This window comes from Brevibacterium sp. K72, assembly GCF_050562175.1.
Lineage (GTDB): Bacteria > Actinomycetota > Actinomycetes > Actinomycetales > Brevibacteriaceae > Brevibacterium > Brevibacterium casei.
The window spans coordinates 1,881,616-1,898,872 of sequence record NZ_CP191582.1 but is presented as its reverse complement, the minus strand read 5'-3'; the positions used below and the strand labels follow the sequence as shown (position 1 = coordinate 1,898,872).

Annotated in this window: 13 protein-coding genes, 1 tRNA gene and 1 other annotated feature; of the genes, 5 read left to right on the top strand and 9 right to left on the bottom strand. The window is 68.1% G+C overall.

Annotated features, from left to right (window positions below):
- Positions 1–67 precede the first annotated feature (67 nt).
- The 4 genes from ACQ1RG_RS08370 to ACQ1RG_RS08355 all read right to left on the bottom strand — a co-directional run bounded on the left by ACQ1RG_RS08370 (position 68) and on the right by ACQ1RG_RS08355 (position 2,030).
- A complete protein-coding gene (locus ACQ1RG_RS08370) occupies positions 68–613 on the bottom strand; it encodes an ImmA/IrrE family metallo-endopeptidase (RefSeq protein WP_162909129.1) in 546 nt (181 codons plus the stop codon).
- 152 nt (positions 614–765) lie between these two features.
- Positions 766–939 (bottom strand): integrase core domain-containing protein, encoded by a 174-nt coding sequence (locus tag ACQ1RG_RS08365; protein WP_430600867.1) that lies wholly within the window; start codon positions 937–939, stop codon positions 766–768.
- Positions 940–984: 45 nt separating this feature from the next.
- Positions 985–1,674, bottom strand: coding sequence for an IS3 family transposase (locus ACQ1RG_RS08360; protein ID WP_236586897.1), 690 nt, complete (start codon positions 1,672–1,674; stop codon positions 985–987).
- Positions 1,636–1,764: a sequence feature (AL1L pseudoknot), on the bottom strand. Its footprint overlaps the gene before it by 39 nt.
- Positions 1,725–2,030 carry a transposase gene (locus ACQ1RG_RS08355; RefSeq protein ID WP_162909128.1) on the bottom strand — a complete coding sequence of 102 codons (306 nt, stop codon included), beginning with the start codon at positions 2,028–2,030 and terminating at the stop codon, positions 1,725–1,727. Its footprint overlaps the feature before it by 40 nt.
- Here ACQ1RG_RS08355 and ACQ1RG_RS08350 point away from each other — a divergent pair.
- Together ACQ1RG_RS08350 and ACQ1RG_RS08345 are read left to right on the top strand one after the other, a co-directional pair.
- Positions 2,024–2,473: a tyrosine-type recombinase/integrase gene (locus ACQ1RG_RS08350; RefSeq protein ID WP_430600866.1), complete on the top strand. Its 450-nt coding sequence runs from the start codon at positions 2,024–2,026 to the stop codon at positions 2,471–2,473. The genes ACQ1RG_RS08355 and ACQ1RG_RS08350 overlap by 7 nt on opposite strands.
- Positions 2,474–2,520: 47 nt before the next feature.
- Complete coding sequence (locus ACQ1RG_RS08345) at positions 2,521–3,651, top strand: IS1249 family transposase (protein WP_144589524.1); 1,131 nt, start codon at positions 2,521–2,523, stop codon at positions 3,649–3,651.
- Positions 3,652–3,762: 111 nt separating this feature from the next.
- Here the strand turns inward: ACQ1RG_RS08345 and ACQ1RG_RS08340 are convergent.
- Positions 3,763–3,835: transfer RNA gene (locus ACQ1RG_RS08340), tRNA-Thr, on the bottom strand.
- A 280-nt stretch (positions 3,836–4,115) separates the two neighbouring features.
- Between ACQ1RG_RS08340 and ACQ1RG_RS08335 the strand changes: the two genes are divergently transcribed.
- On the top strand, positions 4,116–5,207 hold the full coding sequence (locus tag ACQ1RG_RS08335) for a M20/M25/M40 family metallo-hydrolase (protein WP_040342462.1): 1,092 nt from the start codon (positions 4,116–4,118) through the stop codon (positions 5,205–5,207).
- A 36-nt stretch (positions 5,208–5,243) separates the two neighbouring features.
- On the opposite strand, the gene ACQ1RG_RS08330 is transcribed toward ACQ1RG_RS08335, so the two are convergent.
- Both ACQ1RG_RS08330 and tmk read right to left on the bottom strand, forming a co-directional pair.
- A complete protein-coding gene (locus ACQ1RG_RS08330; protein ID WP_009380844.1) occupies positions 5,244–6,401 on the bottom strand; it encodes a DNA polymerase III subunit delta' in 1,158 nt (385 codons plus the stop codon).
- Positions 6,398–9,220 carry a dTMP kinase gene (gene tmk, locus ACQ1RG_RS08325; protein ID WP_236586990.1) on the bottom strand — a complete coding sequence of 941 codons (2,823 nt, stop codon included), beginning with the start codon at positions 9,218–9,220 and terminating at the stop codon, positions 6,398–6,400. The genes ACQ1RG_RS08330 and tmk overlap by 4 nt, the downstream gene beginning before the upstream one ends.
- Before the next feature lie 210 nt (positions 9,221–9,430).
- Between tmk and ACQ1RG_RS08320 the strand changes: the two genes are divergently transcribed.
- The gene (locus ACQ1RG_RS08320; RefSeq protein WP_063250076.1) at positions 9,431–10,165 is read left to right on the top strand and encodes a lipoate--protein ligase family protein; all 735 of its coding nucleotides are present in this window, start codon (positions 9,431–9,433) and stop codon (positions 10,163–10,165) included.
- Between the two features lie 72 nt (positions 10,166–10,237).
- Here ACQ1RG_RS08320 and topA read toward each other — a convergent pair whose 3' ends face one another.
- On the bottom strand, positions 10,238–13,036 hold the full coding sequence (gene topA, locus ACQ1RG_RS08315; RefSeq protein ID WP_063250075.1) for a type I DNA topoisomerase: 2,799 nt from the start codon (positions 13,034–13,036) through the stop codon (positions 10,238–10,240).
- A gap of 160 nt (positions 13,037–13,196) precedes the next feature.
- The gene (locus tag ACQ1RG_RS08310) at positions 13,197–14,942 is read right to left on the bottom strand and encodes a methyltransferase (protein WP_063250074.1); all 1,746 of its coding nucleotides are present in this window, start codon (positions 14,940–14,942) and stop codon (positions 13,197–13,199) included.
- A 41-nt stretch (positions 14,943–14,983) separates the two neighbouring features.
- Between ACQ1RG_RS08310 and ACQ1RG_RS08305 the strand changes: the two genes are divergently transcribed.
- Positions 14,984–17,257: a DEAD/DEAH box helicase gene (locus ACQ1RG_RS08305; protein ID WP_201671462.1), complete on the top strand. Its 2,274-nt coding sequence runs from the start codon at positions 14,984–14,986 to the stop codon at positions 17,255–17,257.

The window sequence follows — 17,257 nt, the reverse complement described above, 5'->3', positions numbered from 1 at the left end:
GACCGGGAGTGTTGCTTCGACGCTATGACACCACCGGCGTCCCCGAGAGAGTCGTCGCTCGCCTTGTTCACCTCGGGTGCTTCCTCAGGCGCTGCAGACGCTTCGAAACAGCGTCAACGGAAACGTCGAAGAACTCAGCCATCTCTGCAAGTGTGTAACCACTTTCTTTGAGCTCGAGGATCTTCGCCTCAGGCATCAGCAAAGCTCCGGCAAACTCGTCTGCGAAGAACTCATGCAGATCGTAGTCGGTGCTCCGCTTCAGTTCTTCGAACGAATAGTCGTCGTCGTCGGCAAGTTCGCGACGCTCAACTATGTGCCCAATTTCGTGCGCCCACGTGAACCGGTTCCGGCGCTTGACGTGTCGGGAGTTGAGTACGATCTTTGCTGGCTTCCCAGCTTCCTTCGAGACAACGCCAGACAGATCGTCGCCCAAGTCTGCTTCGTAAGCCTGCGCCCCCACCTCTGAGTTGAAGGGCTTCATGCGGACCGGATAGTTGCCACTCCACACCGTGTCAAGGAGTCGCTTGGCTTCTCTCCTTGCGGCCTGGTAAACAAGTTCAGCCATCGCCGTCCCCCTCTCTCCTGTAGGTTTCTCAAAGAGCGCCTTGGTCAAAGAGACTATTCCACGCGTCACTGACACGAATCTCTGTATCACCATACGTCACCTCGAACCTGTCGGTGTAGCGCCGCGCTGGAAGGCATCAAAGGTGGCCCCGCCGCTCGGTGTGAGCGACGGGGCGTAGGTCAGTGCCTCGGTTCGTAATGTCAAGCCCCGGGTTTCGTAGAGGTTCCTTTTCTTGGTTTCCTTGCAGCTGCGGGTGTTGTCGCGGACAGGTTGCTCCATTCCGAATGGACCTCGAGCGGCGGGCGGTACCCGATCGCTGAGTGCAGCCTGGACTGGTTGTACCAGGCCACCCACGCAGGCGTCTTCGCCAACACCTCGATCAACCCCGACCACACCTTACGGTCGATCAACTCAGCCTTCTACACCGAGTTCAGTGCCTCAGCCATCGCATTATCGAACGAATCCCCACGCGATCCCACAGACGCGACGATCTCTGACTCCGCGAGGGCCTCACCATAGCGAATCGACCGGAATTGAACCCCGCGATCGCTGTGATGCACCAGCCCGGACACGTCTTCACCAACCCGATACTTCGCCGCCAACGCCATCGTCAAAGCGTCTCTGGCCAGAGACTCCCGCATATGGTTCGTCACCTGCCAGCCCACGATCTCCCGATGGAACACATCAAGAATGAACGTCGTGTACACCCACCCAGCCTGAGTCGGGACGTACGTGATGTCGGCGACCCAGACGCGTTTCGGGCCCGGTGCTGTGAACTCACGCTCAACGAGATCGTCCGGACACTCCTCAGCACGGGCCGAGACCGTCTTCGGACGCTTGCGCTTCCTCCGTACCCCGTCGATGCCCAACCGACGCATCAACCGCTCCACCGTACAGCGGGCAACAGGACCGAACTCATCGGCGTATTCGCAGTTGATCGCCTTCCACATCTTCCGCACCCCGTAACAGGAATAGTTCGCCTCATAGACGTCTCTGATGACGACCATGAGCTCCCGATCTCTGATCGCACGTGCCGAGGGTGGGCGCTTCTTGTACGCGTAATACGAGCTCACAGCAATCCGTGCAGCAGTCCCTTTCAGGGCGCGCACGATTGGCTCGACTCCGAACTCGTGACGATTGTCGTCGATAAAATCAACGACTACTTCGATGGGCGGTCGAGCTCCGCCGCGAAGAAAGCCGACGCTCTCTTCAGGATCTCGTTGGCTCGTTTCGCTTCGGCCAGCTCAGCCCGCAGCCGGCGGTTCTCCGCTTCCAGGTCGACTGACTCAGTCGGCGTGGATTTGCCGGATTCCTTGTGCTTGCGCACCCAAACCCGCAGGGTCACTTTGCTCAGGCCGAGTTCCTTCGCGACGCGGGTGATGGCTCCGTTCGCAGTTTCGGGATCGGCTTGGGCATGGATGACGAGCTCGACGGCACGAGCCTTGAGTTCGTCGGTGTATTTCACTGGCAAGAGAGAAACTCCTTCTTCCAATCTCCCTGCCTCGTTTATCCCCGGGGCATGACAGAGTCCCCGACTCGGGTGCAATCTTCCCCACATCAGTCGGCACCTGGCTAGACAAGAACAACTACGCTGCGCGTTTTCGGCAGGTTCGCGAGATGGCCGACGGTGTGGATCTGTCATGGGTGACATCGCACACCATCCGAAAGACTGTCGCTACGCAGGTCTACCGCTCGTCGGACCTCAAGGGGGCCTCACAGCAGCTTGGGCACTCCGAGGTGGGCGTGACCAGCAAGCACTACATAGAGCACGAGAATCGCGGTCCTGCCGATGTTGTCGGGGTTCTCGACGCGTTCATCGCCCGGACACAAAGGGGCTATAGGACAGAAAGTGTGTCTCGGATCAGGCTCGTGCCCAGCAATCCCAACGGCAATACCCGGTTTGCTTAGCTGATCGGGCTTAGCATCGATGGGGTGCTTGCAATCGACGTACATGCGTGATCTGTCAAACAAGGCTGAAGAAGAACGGCACGACCAGTGCTGGTACACCGAGGTACCGGTGCCCGAACTGCGGGGCCAGCAGCACCGGTACACGGGCCGTATCGACACGAAGAACCGAGCTGCGGGTCTTCCTCGACTGGCTACTCGGTCCCGCACCACAGACGGCTGTCGATCACTTCGGGTCGACCCGAACCTTCCGCCGCCGCACTCAATGGTGCTGGCGAATCGCCCCGACCGTGTCAGCGACTGGGGAGATCCATGACCAGATCATGCTCGATGGCACCTATTTCAACGGGTGGTGCGTCCTCATCGCCTACACCGGGGAGAAGGTCATTCACTGGCAGTGGTGTGATCGGGAGAAGACCGCGTCCTGGACGGCGTTGATCGCCCGTATCCCTGCCCCGAGATACGCCGTCGTCGATGGCAACGGTCCTTTGACCACTGTGATCGAGACGCTGTGGCCAGATACCCGCATCCAACGGTGTTTCTTCCATATCCGGCAGGCCGGACACCGGCACCTGACCCGGAATCCGAGCTTGCCGGCCAACCAGGAACTGTTGCGCCTGTACCAGGCGCTGCCGCGGGTTGACTCCCGCGATCAAGCAGCAGCGTGGTTGGCGGCGTTCGCGTCGTGGGAGGCGAAGTGGTCAAGGTTCCTCAAACACCGCACCAGGGCCAAAGACGCTGGTGCGAGGCCGGCGCATGTCCGTCGTGGACAGTCGTGGTGGTACACGCATCTGCGGACCCGTCGAGCGTATTTCTTCCTCTCACGGATCATCGCGAAAGGACACTTGTTCACCTGGTTGGATGCCGCTGACGAGGGTATCGAGCTCGCGCGGACGACGAACGCGTTAGAAGGCGGGATCAATGCGGGCATCAAAGGACTGCTGCGGGCACACCGCGGGTTGAGTGAGGGGCATGCCCGGCGTGGGGTGGACTGGTTCCTCTTCGAGAGGTCTCATCAGGCCGGGACGGGGTGGTCCTTGGTCGGGCCGGAGCATTGGGCACCGCCGAAGCGTGTGCGTGCTCCTCGTGAGGAGCCGATCGGACCGGTGGAGTACGGGACAGGGTTCTCGTGGGAAGACGGCATCGGCATCCAGAAGGGGTGGGGAGGACGACGCGGGTGACGCGCCCGGAAAAGACACACTTTCTGTCCTATAACCCACACAAAGCGTGGCGTAATCGTGTCATTCGGATATGACGAAGGCCGGATACCTGAGTATCCGGCCTGGTCACCGAGCCGCCTGCGGGAATCGAACCCGCGACCTATTCATTACGAGTGAATCGCTCTGCCGACTGAGCTAAGGCGGCAACCGCACCAACTCTAGCCAATGTCCGTGCCCAGGGTCAAAACGGCGAAGCCCAGTCAGCGACGTCCCCGCGGGGACGTGTTCACCTCGACGGGAAGCCCTCTGATCAGCGCATTCATCCAGGGAAATCCCGCCGTGCTCGGAAGCCGGACGGATCAGCCGCCCAGCGCCCGACTCCCATGCGACACGGATCACAGGCCGCTGACCAGCTAACCTTGGGAGGACGATCTGAAAGCAGAAGAGAGGCACAGTCCGTGAGAGAGTTCGATTCCACAGAGTTCATGAGCGACTTCCAAGCGCTCATCGAATGCGAATCGTTCTCCCACGACCCCGAGGCGCTCGCCCGCAGCGCCCGCCTCATCTCCCGCATCGGCACAGGACTCCTCGGTGCGGCGCCGCACGTCATCGAGACGGACTCACGCCCGCACCTGCTCTGGCGCTTCGGCGACGGCCCTCGCGAGGTCGTCCTCATCGGCCACCACGACACCGTCTGGCCGACCGGCACCCTCAAGACCTTCCCCTACTCCGCCGTCGACGGCGTCGTCCGCGGCCCCGGCGCCGACGACATGAAGGGCGGGGTCCTCATCGCCCTCTACGCCATGGCACGAATGCGGGCCGAACGCGGCAGCCTCGACGGGGTGAGCATCCTCATCACCGCCGACGAGGAACTCGGCTCCCCCGGTTCGCGCGAGATCATCGAGAACGAGGCCCGCGGAGCGAAAGCGGCCCTCGTCTTCGAAAGCGGAGCCCCCGACGGCTCGGTGAAGATCGCCCGCAAGGGGGTGGCCATCTACTCCCTCGAGGTCGAAGGCCTGGCCGCCCACGCCGGAGTCGAACCCGAGAAGGGCATCAACGCCACCGTCGAGATCGCCAACCAAGTCGTGCGGATCGCGGCCCTCCACGCCCCGGCCGTCGGTACCTCCGTCGTCCCCACGGTCATGCACAGCGGATCGACGACGAACACCGTCCCCGCCGAGGCGGTCGTCGGCATCGACTCACGTGCCGCGACCGTGTCCGAACAGGAGCGCATCGACGCCGAACTGCGGTCCCTCACCCCGTCCGTCGCCGGAGCGAAGCTCAACCTGCGCGGCGGCATCAACCGCGCACCGCTCGAGGAGGAGATGGCCATGGCCCTCTATGCCCGAGCGCAGCGCCTCGCTTCGACCCTGGGCCACCCGCCGCTGCGCTCGGTCGCCGTCGGCGGCGGCTCGGACGGCAACTTCACCGCCGGAGTCGGCACGCCCACGCTCGACGGGCTCGGCACCGTCGGCGGCGGTTCGCATGCTCGCACCGAGCACGCCCTGCAGTTGTGGATCCCGCGCCGGGTCGAACTCACCGCCGCCCTCGTCGGCGAAATCCTCGACGAAGCCTGAGCAGCCCCACGCTGTGCAGGACTGATCCGAGGTCGGTCAGGCTGCGCCGTCCCGGTCCGCGGCCAGCCACGGATTCGAGAGCAGGACGAACGCGGATTCGACGATGAGCACCGGTGACATCGTCGTCTGCAGGCGTCGCCTCGCCTCGGCGATGGCGTCGATGCGCAGCAGCGTCGTATCGGCGGTGTCCCTGTTGCCCTGCTCGGCGATGAGCTCGTCCTCACCGGCGTTGATCCACCCGTCGCGGATCCCCAGCTGGTACATGAGGATGTCCCGGTAGAGACTCATGAGCTCGAGGAAGATCCGATCGAGCTCATCGTTGCGCGCCCGCACCGACCGCCGCTTCTGCTCCTCCTCGAGCCTGCGGATCTGCGCCCTGGCCGACGGGGGCACGGTCTTCTCCCCCGCGATGCCGAGGGTCTCCATGAGATCGCTGCGCTCCTTCGCGTTGCGCTCCTCCACCCGGGCCTTCGCCGTCTCCGCCGCCTCGTCGACGATGCGACCGGCCAACCGGATCGTCGCCCCCACCGAGGTGAGCTTGCCGGGGATGTCGAGGATCTTCCGCCGTTCGTCCGCAGCGGTCTCGCTCAGCGCCATGTGCTTGGCCCGCCCGATGTGGTTCTGGGCGACCGCGGCCGCCCAGCGCGCCCGCTCGGGGGCGACGTGGTCGCGTTCGATGAGCAGCGTCGAGACGGCCTCGCGCGAGGGGATGCGCAGCCGCACCGGACGGCACCGGGACCGGATCGTCGTGAGCACGTCGATCGGGCTCGGCGCGCAGAGCAGCCAGACCGTGGCAGGCGGCGGTTCCTCGATGGCCTTGAGCAGGACGTTGGCGGTGCGTTCGGTCATCCGGTCCGCGTCCTCGATGATGACGACGCGCCACGGCGCATTCACCGGCGCCGACTGTGCAGTGCCGACGAGATCGCGGACCTCGTCGATGGCGATGACGGACTTCTGCGTCGACATGATCGTCAGCGACTCGTGGTGACCTTTGAGCACACGATCGGTCACCTCGTTGGGAGCCTCTCCCCCGGAGATGAGCGCGGCGGCGAACGCGCGCGCGGCGTTCGAGCGCCCCGACCCGGGAGGACCGGTGAAGAGCCACGCGTGCGTCATCGCCCCCGGAGAGTGGAGGGCGTACTCGAGCTGGCGGACGACATCGTCCTGGCCGACGAGTTCGTCGAAGACGCTCACCGGCTTCCCCCCGGACCATTGCCGCGGGAGCGGTTGCGCTCACGCTGTCGACGCACCCGCTCGCGTGCCTGGCGTTCGATCTCGGCCTGCGCCTGCAGGCGCTCCCGGCTCGTCTGCCGGGCGCTGCGGGCGGGCAGGACGGTCGTCTCCGCCTCGTCAGCGGCAGGTCCGTCATCGGCCGACCGGTCATGTCCCCGTGCCGCCGAGGTGTCGATGACATTCGTCGGCGCCTCATCGGGGTCGTCCTCATCGGTCAGCGGAGCCCTGGGGGTGAATCGCTGGGCCGGCAGCACGGTCGTCGCCGCTTCCCCGGGATCGCCCGGCTGGTCGGCGGACCGCGTCGGCTCATCCCTGTCCCCACGCTCGGCGGCTTCGCGGTCGGCGGCTTCGCGGTCGGTCGCCTCGGCGTCGGTGGCGGATGCGGCACGCGCACCAGACACGGGCGTCTCGCGTTCGATGACAACGATCTCGTCGTCAAGGTCGTCCTCGTCGTTCCTGCCTGCGGCGGAGTCGGCGTCCGCCTCGTCGGAACGGTCGTCTCTGAGGTCGGCGCCGAGGTCGACGCGATCGGTCGCGACACCGTCCTCATCGGCATCGGCACGTGCCGTCGGCACGACGCGCTCGTCGGAGACGGGGATGAACCGCGACCGCTCATCGGCCTCGTCGTCCCCCGCCGACTCGCGCTCGTCAGACCGGTGTTCCCCACCGGGGCTCGGCGCGTCAGTTGCCGCGGGGCCAGGCGCATCGGGTGCACCCGTGCTCGGCGCTTCAGGCGCACCGGGGGTTCCGAGGACGATGGTCTCCGACTCCTCGGCGACGGCGGTGACCGGCGGTGGCGAGGACTCAGCGACCGCCTCGGCGTCGGCCGCGTTCCCCGACCCCTTGGTCAGGGTGTGCGGCAGCCGCGCATGGACGGCTTCGAGGATCTGGCCGGTGAGTTCGTCGGCGGTCACGGACGCGTCGAGGACGACGTAGCGCTCAGGGTCCTTCTGCGCACGCGAAAGGTAGGTCTGGCGCACGCGCTGGTGGAACTGCTGGCTCTCCTCGTCGAGGTAGTTGCTGCCTCCGCGCGCGCTCATCCGCTCGGCGGCGACCTCGGGGTCGATGTCGAGGACGATCGTCAGGTGCGGGATGAGCCCTTCGGTCGCCCACCGGCTTAGGGCGAGGATCGTCGTCGGGTCGAACTCGCGGCCGGCCGCTTGGTAGGCGACGGTCGAGTCGATGTAGCGGTCGGTGATGACGATGCTGCCGGCGTCGAGACCGGGGTCGACGAGGGACGCGACATGATGGGCACGGTCGGCGGCGAAGAGGAGCGCCTCGGTGCGCGGGCTCGGGGGTTCGGAGTCGAAGAGCACCGACCGGATCTGTCGGCCCAGTTCGGTCCCGCCGGGTTCCCGGGTCGCTTCGACGCTGTAGCCCTCATCGGCCAGTGCCCGGGAGATCCGGGCGATCTGCGTGCTCTTGCCCGACCCGTCGCCGCCTTCGATGGCGATGAAGAAGCCGGGGCCGAACCGGTCGGCGAGCGCGCCGACGCCGTCCCTGCTCGCATCATCGGTGTGGGCGTGCGGACGGAAGCCGTGGACGATGTCGACCGAGAGGCCCTGCATGCCGTGGGGGTCGAAGACGAAGAGGCCGACGATGCCGGCGATGAGCGCGGCGAGGCCGATGAGGACGAAGGCGACGTCGGCGGGCGGCAGCGACCACATCGGGTCGGCGCCGATGGGGTCGACGGTGACGTTGACGGCGTTGATGAGCAGGGCGATGAGACCGCCGGCAACAGCGCCGATGCGGCGGGAGAAGTCGTAGACCTGCGAGCGCACGCCGATGCCGACGAGGAACGCGACGGCTCCGGTGAGGACCACTTTGCCCGAGAGCTCGTCGATCGCGCCGGTGGCGACGAGGAGGATGCCGGAGACGGTGAGGGCGAAGGCCGAGACGCGGGGGCGGGACATGCCCGGTGCGAAGGTCGGACCCATCTCGAAGCCGATGGCCCATCCGAGGAGGGCGACGACGAGGATGAGTGCGTATCCGGCCTGCCCGAAGCCGTGCTCGATGGCGGTCGGCTGGGCGAGGATGAACGCCGCTCCGAGCACCGCGAAGAGCGCGGTCGGCACCCACGGCTTGTCGATGGTCGCCGGGGGCCTGGCGATCTTCGCCTTCGCGACCGGGAAGGCGCCGGTCGTCGCCGACTCCGCGTGGAGGGCGCGTTCGGGGGTGAGGTAGATCATCACGGCGCCGATGGCCATGGCGATGCCGACGGCGAGGCTCATCCAACCCAGGGCCTGGGTACCGGCGGAGGATCCGCCCATGATCTGGAAGGAGCAGGCGAGGAAGAGCAGCACGGTCGCAGGCACGCCGACGCGACGCCACGGCTTCTCGTTGGTGAAGGGGGTCAGGCTCATGAGCAGCCCGATGACGGCGCCGAGGATGAGGGCACAGACCCAGGTCAGCCAGGCGCTGGGAGCGAGGCTGAGGACGATGAGGAGGACCGCCTCGGCGATGATGGCGATGCTCAGGGCGAGCTTGCGCACCCCGGGACCGCGGCGGGCGAACACGGTGGACGGGATGAAGAGGCGCGCCCCGGCGAGGACGAAGACGATGAGGAGGGAGAGGCTGCCGGCGAGGTTGTCGAACTCCCCGGCCACGAGCGTCTCCCCGATCATCGTGAACGCGCGACCGCTGACCGTCGTGAGATAGCCGCTGGTGCCGGCCACGACGTAGCTGATCGCGGCGAGGACGATGAGTGCGCCCCAGACCGCGGTTTCGGTGACCAACCGGCCGGGTGCGCCGGGAAGCCGATGTCCTGTAGTCGTCAACATGCTCACGCCTCTACCCTATCGGCAGCGTCTGACATCTCTCTTGGAAGGGCGGTCCCGGTCGGCGCCCTGCCTCACCCGGCCGCTGAGCGTCACGACGGGTCGGCCGCTGAGCGTCACGACGGGTCGGGCGCGGCGGCGGGTCGGCTTGTCCTCTACTCTTGTTCCGTGACGAGAGAGCGCGCATCCGAGGACCAGGACCGACGAGAGACGATGGACGTCGTCGAGACGAAGGGCCTGGGCCCCGTCGATGAGCTCGCCTTCGCCCGCGTCCTCCTCGACTCGGTCAAGTCCGGGCGCCGGGGCGCGACCCTGCGGATCTACCGGCCGGCCCCGACGCTCGCCTTCGGTGCCCGCGACCGCTTCCTCCCGGGGTTCCCCGCGGCGATCGAGGCCGCCCGCGCCCACGGATTCACCCCCGCCCTGCGCAGCCTCGGCGGGCGGGCAGCGGCCTACCATCCCGGGTCCGTCGTCATCGACCACATCGAACCGAGCGATGCGTTCATCACGGACACGACGAAGCGCTTCTCGACCTTCGGCGCCGACTACGCCGAGGTGCTCCGTTCCCTCGGCGTCGACGCCCGGGTCGGGGAGATCCCCGGCGAGTACTGCCCGGGAGAGTACAGCGTCAACGTCGCCGGCCGGATCAAGGCGATCGGCACAGCGCAGCGCGTCGTGGCCGGTGCGTGGCTGTTCTCGTCCTCGGTCGTCGTCACCGATCCCGACCCGATCAGGGCCGTCCTCACCGACGTCGAGGCGGCCCTCGGCGTCGAGTGGGATCCGACCACGGGCGGGTCGATCAGTGAGATGGCCCCGGGGATCACGGTCGATGCCGTCGCCGAGGCGTTCGCCTCCTACTACGGTCGCGACCGTGTGCTCACGCCGAGTTCACCGACCCCCGAGGAGCTCGCCGCCCTGCCCGAGCAGGCCGCCAAGCACGCGCTCTGAGTTCGAGCCGCGCAGAGTCCCACGGTGCCTGTGCGGCGCGGGCGAAGATCCTGACCCGCGCCGCGCCTGACCTCAGGGGGTCTTCGGCTTCGTCGTCCGCTTCGCGGCAGTCGTCTTCTTCGCCGCAGTCGTCGTTTTCGCAGTCGTCGACTTCGGCGTGGTCTTCTTCGCAGCCGTGGTCTTCGCCGCGGTCGTCTTCTTGGCCGTGGACTTCTTCGCGGGAGCCTTCTTCGCCGGCGCCTTCTTCTTCGCGGGGCCCTTCGCGCGCTTCTCGGCGAGGAGTTCGGCACCGCGGGCAGGCGTGATCGACTCGACGTCGTCGTCCTTGCGCAGGGTCGCGTTCGTCTCGCCGTCGGTGACGTAGGGACCGAAGCGCCCGTCCTTGACGACCATCGGCTTCTTCGTCTCCGGATCCTCCCCGAGCTCCTTGAGCGGCGGCTTGGCCGTGCGGCCGCCGCGCTGCTTGGGTTCGGAGTAGATCTTCAGCGCCTCCTCGAGGGTGATCGTGAAGATCTGCTCCTCGTCGGTCAGCGACCGCGAATCGGTGCCCTTCTTCAGGTACGGGCCGTAGCGGCCGTTCTGCACCGTGATGTCCGTGCCCTCCTCGTCCTGGCCGACGATGCGGGGCAGACTGAGGAGCTTGAGCGCGGTCTCGAGGTCGATCGTCGAAAGGTCCATCGACTTGAACAGGGACCCGGTGCGCGGCTTGGGCTTCTTCGCGCCCCGCTTCGGCTTCTCCTCGGGCTCGGGCAGGACCTCGGTGACGTAGGGGCCGAACCGGCCGTTCTTCGCCACGATCGTGTGCCCGGTCTCCGGGTCGACGCCGAGTTCGCGGTCGCCGTCGCCCTGGCTCTCGATGAGCTCCGCGGCCTTCGCGGCGGTGAGCTCATCGGGGGCGAGGTCGTCGGGCAGGGAGACGCGCTTGGGGTCCTCCCCTTCGGCCGCCGAGGCGACCTCGAGGTAGGGACCGTAGCGGCCGACCCGCAGGGCGACGCCGTCGGTGATGGGAACCGTGTTGACCTCGCGGGCGTCGATGTCGCCGAGGTCGTCGACGATCTCCTTGAGCCCTTCCCGGTCGTAGCCCTCGGCTCCGAAGTAGAACCGCGCCAGCCACGCCTTGCGGTCCTCTTCGCCCATCGCGATGCGGTCGAGCTCGGATTCGAGGTCGGCGGTGAACTCGTAGTCGACGAGTTCGGTGAAGTGCTCCTCGAGGAGGCGGACGACGGAGAACGCGAGCCAGCTGGGCACGAGCGCGTTGCCGCGCGAGGTGACGTAGCCGCGGTCCTGGATGACAGAGATGATCGAGGCATACGTCGAGGGGCGGCCGATGCCGAGCTCCTCGAGCTGCTTGACGAGGCTCGCCTCGGTGAAGCGCGGGGGCGGTGCCGTGGTGTGCCCGTCGGCTTCGACGGAGACGACGGAGAGCGCCTGGCCCTCCTCGACCTGCGGCAGCCGGGACTCGCCGGACTTCGTGTCGTACCGGCTCGCGTCCGTTCCCTCCTCGTAGGCGGCGAGGAAGCCGCGGAAGGTGATGACGGTGCCGGATGCGCTGAAGCCGGCCTCATGGCCGTCGCCGAGGTCGGCGGCGACGCGGATCGTCGCCGTCTTGCCCTTCGCGTCGGCCATCTGGCTGGCGACCGTGCGCTTCCAGATGAGGTCGTAGAGGCGGAACTCGTCGCCGTTGAGCGACTTCGCGACCTGGGCGGGGGTGCGGAACGAGTCACCGGCGGGACGGATCGCCTCGTGCGCCTCCTGCGCGGACTTCTGCTTCCTCGAATACTGACGCGGTGCCTCGGGGACGAACTCGGGGCCGTAGAGCTCGGTCACCTGGCGCCGAGCGGCCGAGATCGCCTGCCCGGACAGCGCCGAGGAGTCGGTGCGCATATAGGTGATGTAGCCGTGCTCGTAGAGCGACTGCGCGGTGCGCATCGCCTGGCGCGCGCTCATCCGCAGCTTGCGGCCGGCCTCCTGCTGCATCGTCGAGGTCGTGAAGGGCGCGGCGGGACGCCGCGAATACGGCTTCGACTCGACGGCGGTGACGGTGAGCGCGTCCTTCGCGCTGCCCGAGAGCAGACCGGCGAGCTCTTCGGCCTTCGCCTGGTCGACGACGACCGCGGACTTCGTCTTCAGCTGGCCCTTGTCGTCGAAGTCGCGGCCGCTGGCCACGCGCGATCCGTCGAGGGTGGTGAGGTTCGCGGCGAACGGGTTCGAGCCGTCGGGCAGGCCGAGGTCGATGTCGAGGTCCCAGTAGTCGGCGGGCACGAAGGCCATGCGCTCGCGTTCGCGTTCGACGACGAGGCGGGTGGCCACCGACTGCACGCGGCCGGCGGAGAGTCCGGCGCGGACCTTGCGCCACAGCACCGGGGAGACCTCGTAGCCGTAGAGACGGTCGAGGATGCGTCGGGTCTCCTGCGCGTCGACGAGGGCGTCGTCGATCTCGCGGGTGTTCTCCAGCGCCCGGGCGATCGCCTCGGGGGTGATCTCGTGGAAGACCATGCGCTTGACGGGGATCTTCGGCTTGAGCACCTCGAGCAGGTGCCACGCGATGGCCTCGCCCTCGCGGTCCTCATCGGTGGCGAGGTAGAGTTCGTCGGCGTCCTTGAGCAGGCGCTTGAGTTCGGTGACCTTCTTCTTCTTGCCCGGGTCGACGCGGTAGTAGGGGTCGAAGCCGTTGTCGACGTCGACCGCGAACTTCCCGTAGGGGCCCTTCTTCATGTCGGCCGGGAGCTCCGACGGCGTCGGCAGGTCGCGGATGTGCCCGACCGAGGCCTCGACGTCATAACCGTCGCCGAGGTACCCCACGATCGTGCGCGCCTTCGTCGGGGACTCGACGATGACGAGACGACGGGGCTGCTTCTCGGTTGTGGCCACGTTCACTCATTCCTCTCACGGCGGTGCGGTGATCGACAGTATGGACGATCCGGCCCAATGTAACACTGTTGTCACCCTGCCCTCTCCATCGGGGCGGGCGCACCCGCTCGCGTACGGATCGCCTCCCCCGCCTCGGCGCAGGGGGCTGGGCGAACCCGGTTCAGGGGGTGCCCGGGAGCAGGGCACCCGCCCCGACAAGGCCCCTGACCTGGGCGATGAGCTGGGCTTCGAGGGCTGCCGCGTCGACGTCGAGGAGCTGCGCAAGAGCGGCGGCCGTCTGCCGCAGCGTGAGCGATCCGTCGGCGACGGAGACGAAGCCCGCGAGCGCGGTGTCGAGGTCGAAGACCTGGCCGAAGCCGATCCCCTGCTCGAGCGTGATCGACGTCGGGTCCTCCTGTCCCGGCACGTGGTGACGGTGTTCGACGAGGTCGGGCGAGCGGGTGAACGCGGTCGCCGCGATCTCTTCGTCGCTCGCCTGCGCCAGCCACGACCGCAGCTCCTCGACTGTGGTGAGGAACGCGCCGATCCCGTGGGGGTTGGTCGCCTGCGCCGAGGTGATCCGGACCTTCTCGCGGGACGCGGGCACCGCTGCCGCCTCGGTGGAGGGCTGGTCGTCCGGCGAAAGAGTTGGGGAATCGTTATCTGCCCGGTGCATGAGGACGTAGCCGAAGGCGATGCCGGTGACCTGTCGGGAGGCGAAGTCGTCCAGCCACGCAGCGGTCGCCGCGTTCCACTCCTCACTCGCCCGCTGGATGCCGCCGTCGCGGATCCACGTCTCGGCGTAGGCGACAGGATCGAGGACTTCGCGTTCGATGACGAGCACCGAGGTGGACGAGTCGACCACCCACGTCTCGGGTCCGGTCGACGAGTCTGCGGTGACCTCCCAGTTGCCCAGGCACACCGCGCGACCGCCGGCGGTCAGCACGGAGGGGACCTCGGCGAAGAGGCCGCGCACGAGGCGGTCCCCGCTCATGCCTCCGTCCCGGTACTCGAAGTCGGGGACGACCGCCTCGGCGGCGGTGGTGCGCGGGGTGATGACGAACGGCGGATTCGACACGAGCAGGTCGACGTCTTCGCTCAGCGGTTCGAGCAGCGAGCCCTGGCGCAGGTCGATGTTCGTCGCCCCGGCCAGCGCGGCGCCGAGCGCCGTGAGGTGCAGCGCCCGGGCGGAGATGTCGGTGGCGATGACCCGCTCGGCGTGGCGGGCCAGCAGGAGCGCCTGGACGCCGCAGCCGGTGCCGATGTCGGCTGCGGTGGTCACCGGTTCGCGCGGGGTGAGGGCCACGAGCGTGCGACCGGCCCCGCCGAGGCCGAGGACGAAGTCGCCGGGAAGGACCTCGGGCGAGGTGAGCGTGCCGTGGTCGGCGACGAGGTAGAGGTTCTCATCGCCGCGGCGCAGGCCCCGGGGGACGCCGACGGGGATCTCGTACGGGGTGAGCGCGTACGGGGCGAAGGCGCGCAGGTTGGTCCCGTCGGGGCGGACCTCGTCGACGAGGCCGAGATCGCGGGCCGCCCGGTACGCCTCGAGGCCGAGGGCTGCGGCGAGGACGATCGCGGGAACCTGCTCGCGCAGCCAGAAGACCAGGGTGATCGCGGCCAGCCGTTCGTCACCGGACAGGGGCGGGAGGGCATCGGACCCGGCGTCGTCGGCCGAATCGGCGGGTGATTCGGCGGGTGCGAGGCGGGCGGCACCGCTGCCGATCACCTCAACGAGTCTCTCGTCGAGGACGCTGCGACAGTGGTGAAGGGCCGGGGCGGCGTTGGAGCGGGTCAGCGCGTCGGAGACGGCACCGCCCCAGAACTGCCGCAGATACGGTTCGGTGTACCCGGCCGCATAGAGAGTGGCGCCGAGGTGTTCGGCTCCGGCCAACTGGTCGGAGGTGAGGGGGTGCGTCTCTTCGGTCACAGATGAATCCTAGCCAGGCGGGCCTGGGACATAATTGAGACATGTCCTCTTCCGCTCTCCACGACATCGTCTCCGGGTTCGGTGTCAGGGACGATCGGATCGTCCACCTCCGCGAGATTCCACAGCGTGTCGAGCACGAGTCGGACTGGCCGGACTGGGTCGACGAGGAGCTGCGCCATGCTGCCGCGGCCATCGGCGTCGACCGACCGTGGCGCCACCAGGTCGAGGCGGCGCAGGCCGCCCGCGACGGCGAGGACGTCGTCATCGCCACCCCGACCGCCTCGGGGAAGTCACTGGGCTTCTGGCTGCCGGTCCTCGAGTCGATCCAGACGACCCGCGACAGTCTGCGCACCGCCTCGGCGATCTACATCGCCCCGACGAAGGCGCTCGCGGCCGACCAGCTGACGAAGCTCGAGCAGCTCATCGTCCGCGGGGTCCGCCCGGCCGCCTACGATGGCGACACCTCGCAAGCGGCGAAGGACTGGGCCCGGCGGCATGCGAACATCGTCTTCACCAACCCCGACATGCTCCACCGGGCGATCCTCCCCCAGCATGAGCGCTTCGCACGCCTGTTCAAGTCCCTGCGCTACATCGTCGTCGACGAGGCCCACCGGTACCGCGGCGTCTTCGGATCCCACGTCGCCCTCATCCTCCGCCGACTCCTGCGCATCGCCGCCCACTACGGCGCCCACCCCGTCGTCATCGGCGCCTCGGCGACGATGGCCCAGCCCGATGTCGCCTTCGCCCGGCTCACCGGCCGCCCCGCCCATCCGGTGACCGAGGACGCCTCACCGCGGGCCGCGGGCAGCTTCGCCTTGTGGGAGCCGCCGATGTCGGCTGCCGGTGACCGGCGCGGGGGCATGGCCGAGGCCGCCGATGTCCTCACCGATGCGATGTGCGCAGGCTACCGCTCCCTCGCCTTCATCGCCTCGAGACGCGGGACCGAGACGCTCGCGGCGACGGTCCGCGAGCAGGTGGGCATGGTCGACGAGTCCCTCACCGGCAAGGTCGCCGCCTACCGGGGCGGGTACCTCGCCGAGGAGCGCCGCGCCCTCGAATCGGCGCTGCGCTCGGGGCGGCTCCTCGCGGTGGCGTCGACGAACGCGCTCGAGCTCGGCATCGACATCTCGGGCCTCGACCTCGTCATCGTCTCCGGGTGGCCGGGGACGCTGGCCTCCCTGTGGCAGCAGGCCGGTCGCGCCGGACGCGACGGTCAGCGGTGGATGGCGGTCTTCATCGCCCGCGACGACCCGCTCGACACCTACGTCGTCCACCATCCCGAGGTGATCTTCGACGCCCCCGTCGACGCGGGCGTCATCAACCCCGGCAACCCCTACGTCCTCGGAGGCCACCTCTGTGCGGCCGCCGCCGAGGTGCCGCTCACCCGCTCGGACTTCGCGCACTTCCCCGACAACGCCGCCGAAGTCGTCGACGACCTCGTCGAACGCAAGCTCCTGCGCGCCCGGCCCTTGGGCTGGTTCTGGGCGAAGGACGAACCGGCGACCGATCAGTCCGACATCCGCGGCTCCGGCGGCGGTCAGTTCCGCCTCGTCGAAGCGAGCACCGGCACTCTGCTCGGCACGGTCGACGAGACCGGTGCGCACCGGGGCGCGCACCCCGGGGCGGTCTACACCCACCAGGGCACGGACTTCCTCGTCGCGGACCTCGACCTCGACGAACGCATCGCCTTGGTCGACCGCACGGAGGTCGACTACACGACGCAGGCGCGGTCGCTCACGGAGATCTCCATCGTCGACACCGTGAGCCAGCGCACCCTCCCCTCGGGAGTCGGCGTGGCCAGCGGCACCGTCGACGTCACCGACCAGGTCGTCGCCTATCGGATGCGGGCGAAGCGCGGCGGGACGATCCTCGCCGAACACGAACTCGACCTGCCCGAGCGCACCCTGCGGACCTCTGCCGTGTGGTGGACGATCCCGCGCGCGCTCCTCGAGTCCGCGGAGGTCCTCAAGGCCGATCTGCCCGGTGCCGTCCATGCCGCCGAGCACGCCTCGATCGGTCTGCTGCCCCTCTTCGCCGGCTGCGACCGGTGGGACATCGGCGGCGTCTCGACGGCCCTGCACGCGGACACGGGCATGGCCACGGTCTTCGTCTACGACGGTCTGGCCGGGGGCGCGGGCTTCGCCGAGCGCGGCAGCGAGGTCATCGAGGAGTGGCTCGGTGCCACCCGGGATGCGATCGCCGCGTGCGAGTGCGTCGACGGCTGTCCCTCGTGCGTCCAGTCGCCGAAGTGCGGCAACGGCAACGAACCGCTCGACAAGGATGCCGCTCTGCGCCTGCTCCGGGCCGTACTCTAG

Excerpts from the sequence above, each read along its gene's own strand:
- ACQ1RG_RS08335 (WP_040342462.1), top strand. The coding sequence starts at position 4,116 with ATGAGCGACTTCCAAGCGCTCATCGAATGCGAATCGTTCTCCCACGAC.
- tmk (WP_236586990.1), bottom strand. The coding sequence starts at position 9,220 with ATGTTGACGACTACAGGACATCGGCTTCCCGGCGCACCCGGCCGGTTG.
- ACQ1RG_RS08320 (WP_063250076.1), top strand. The coding sequence starts at position 9,431 with ATGGACGTCGTCGAGACGAAGGGCCTGGGCCCCGTCGATGAGCTCGCC.
- ACQ1RG_RS08305 (WP_201671462.1), top strand. The coding sequence starts at position 14,984 with ATGTCCTCTTCCGCTCTCCACGACATCGTCTCCGGGTTCGGTGTCAGG.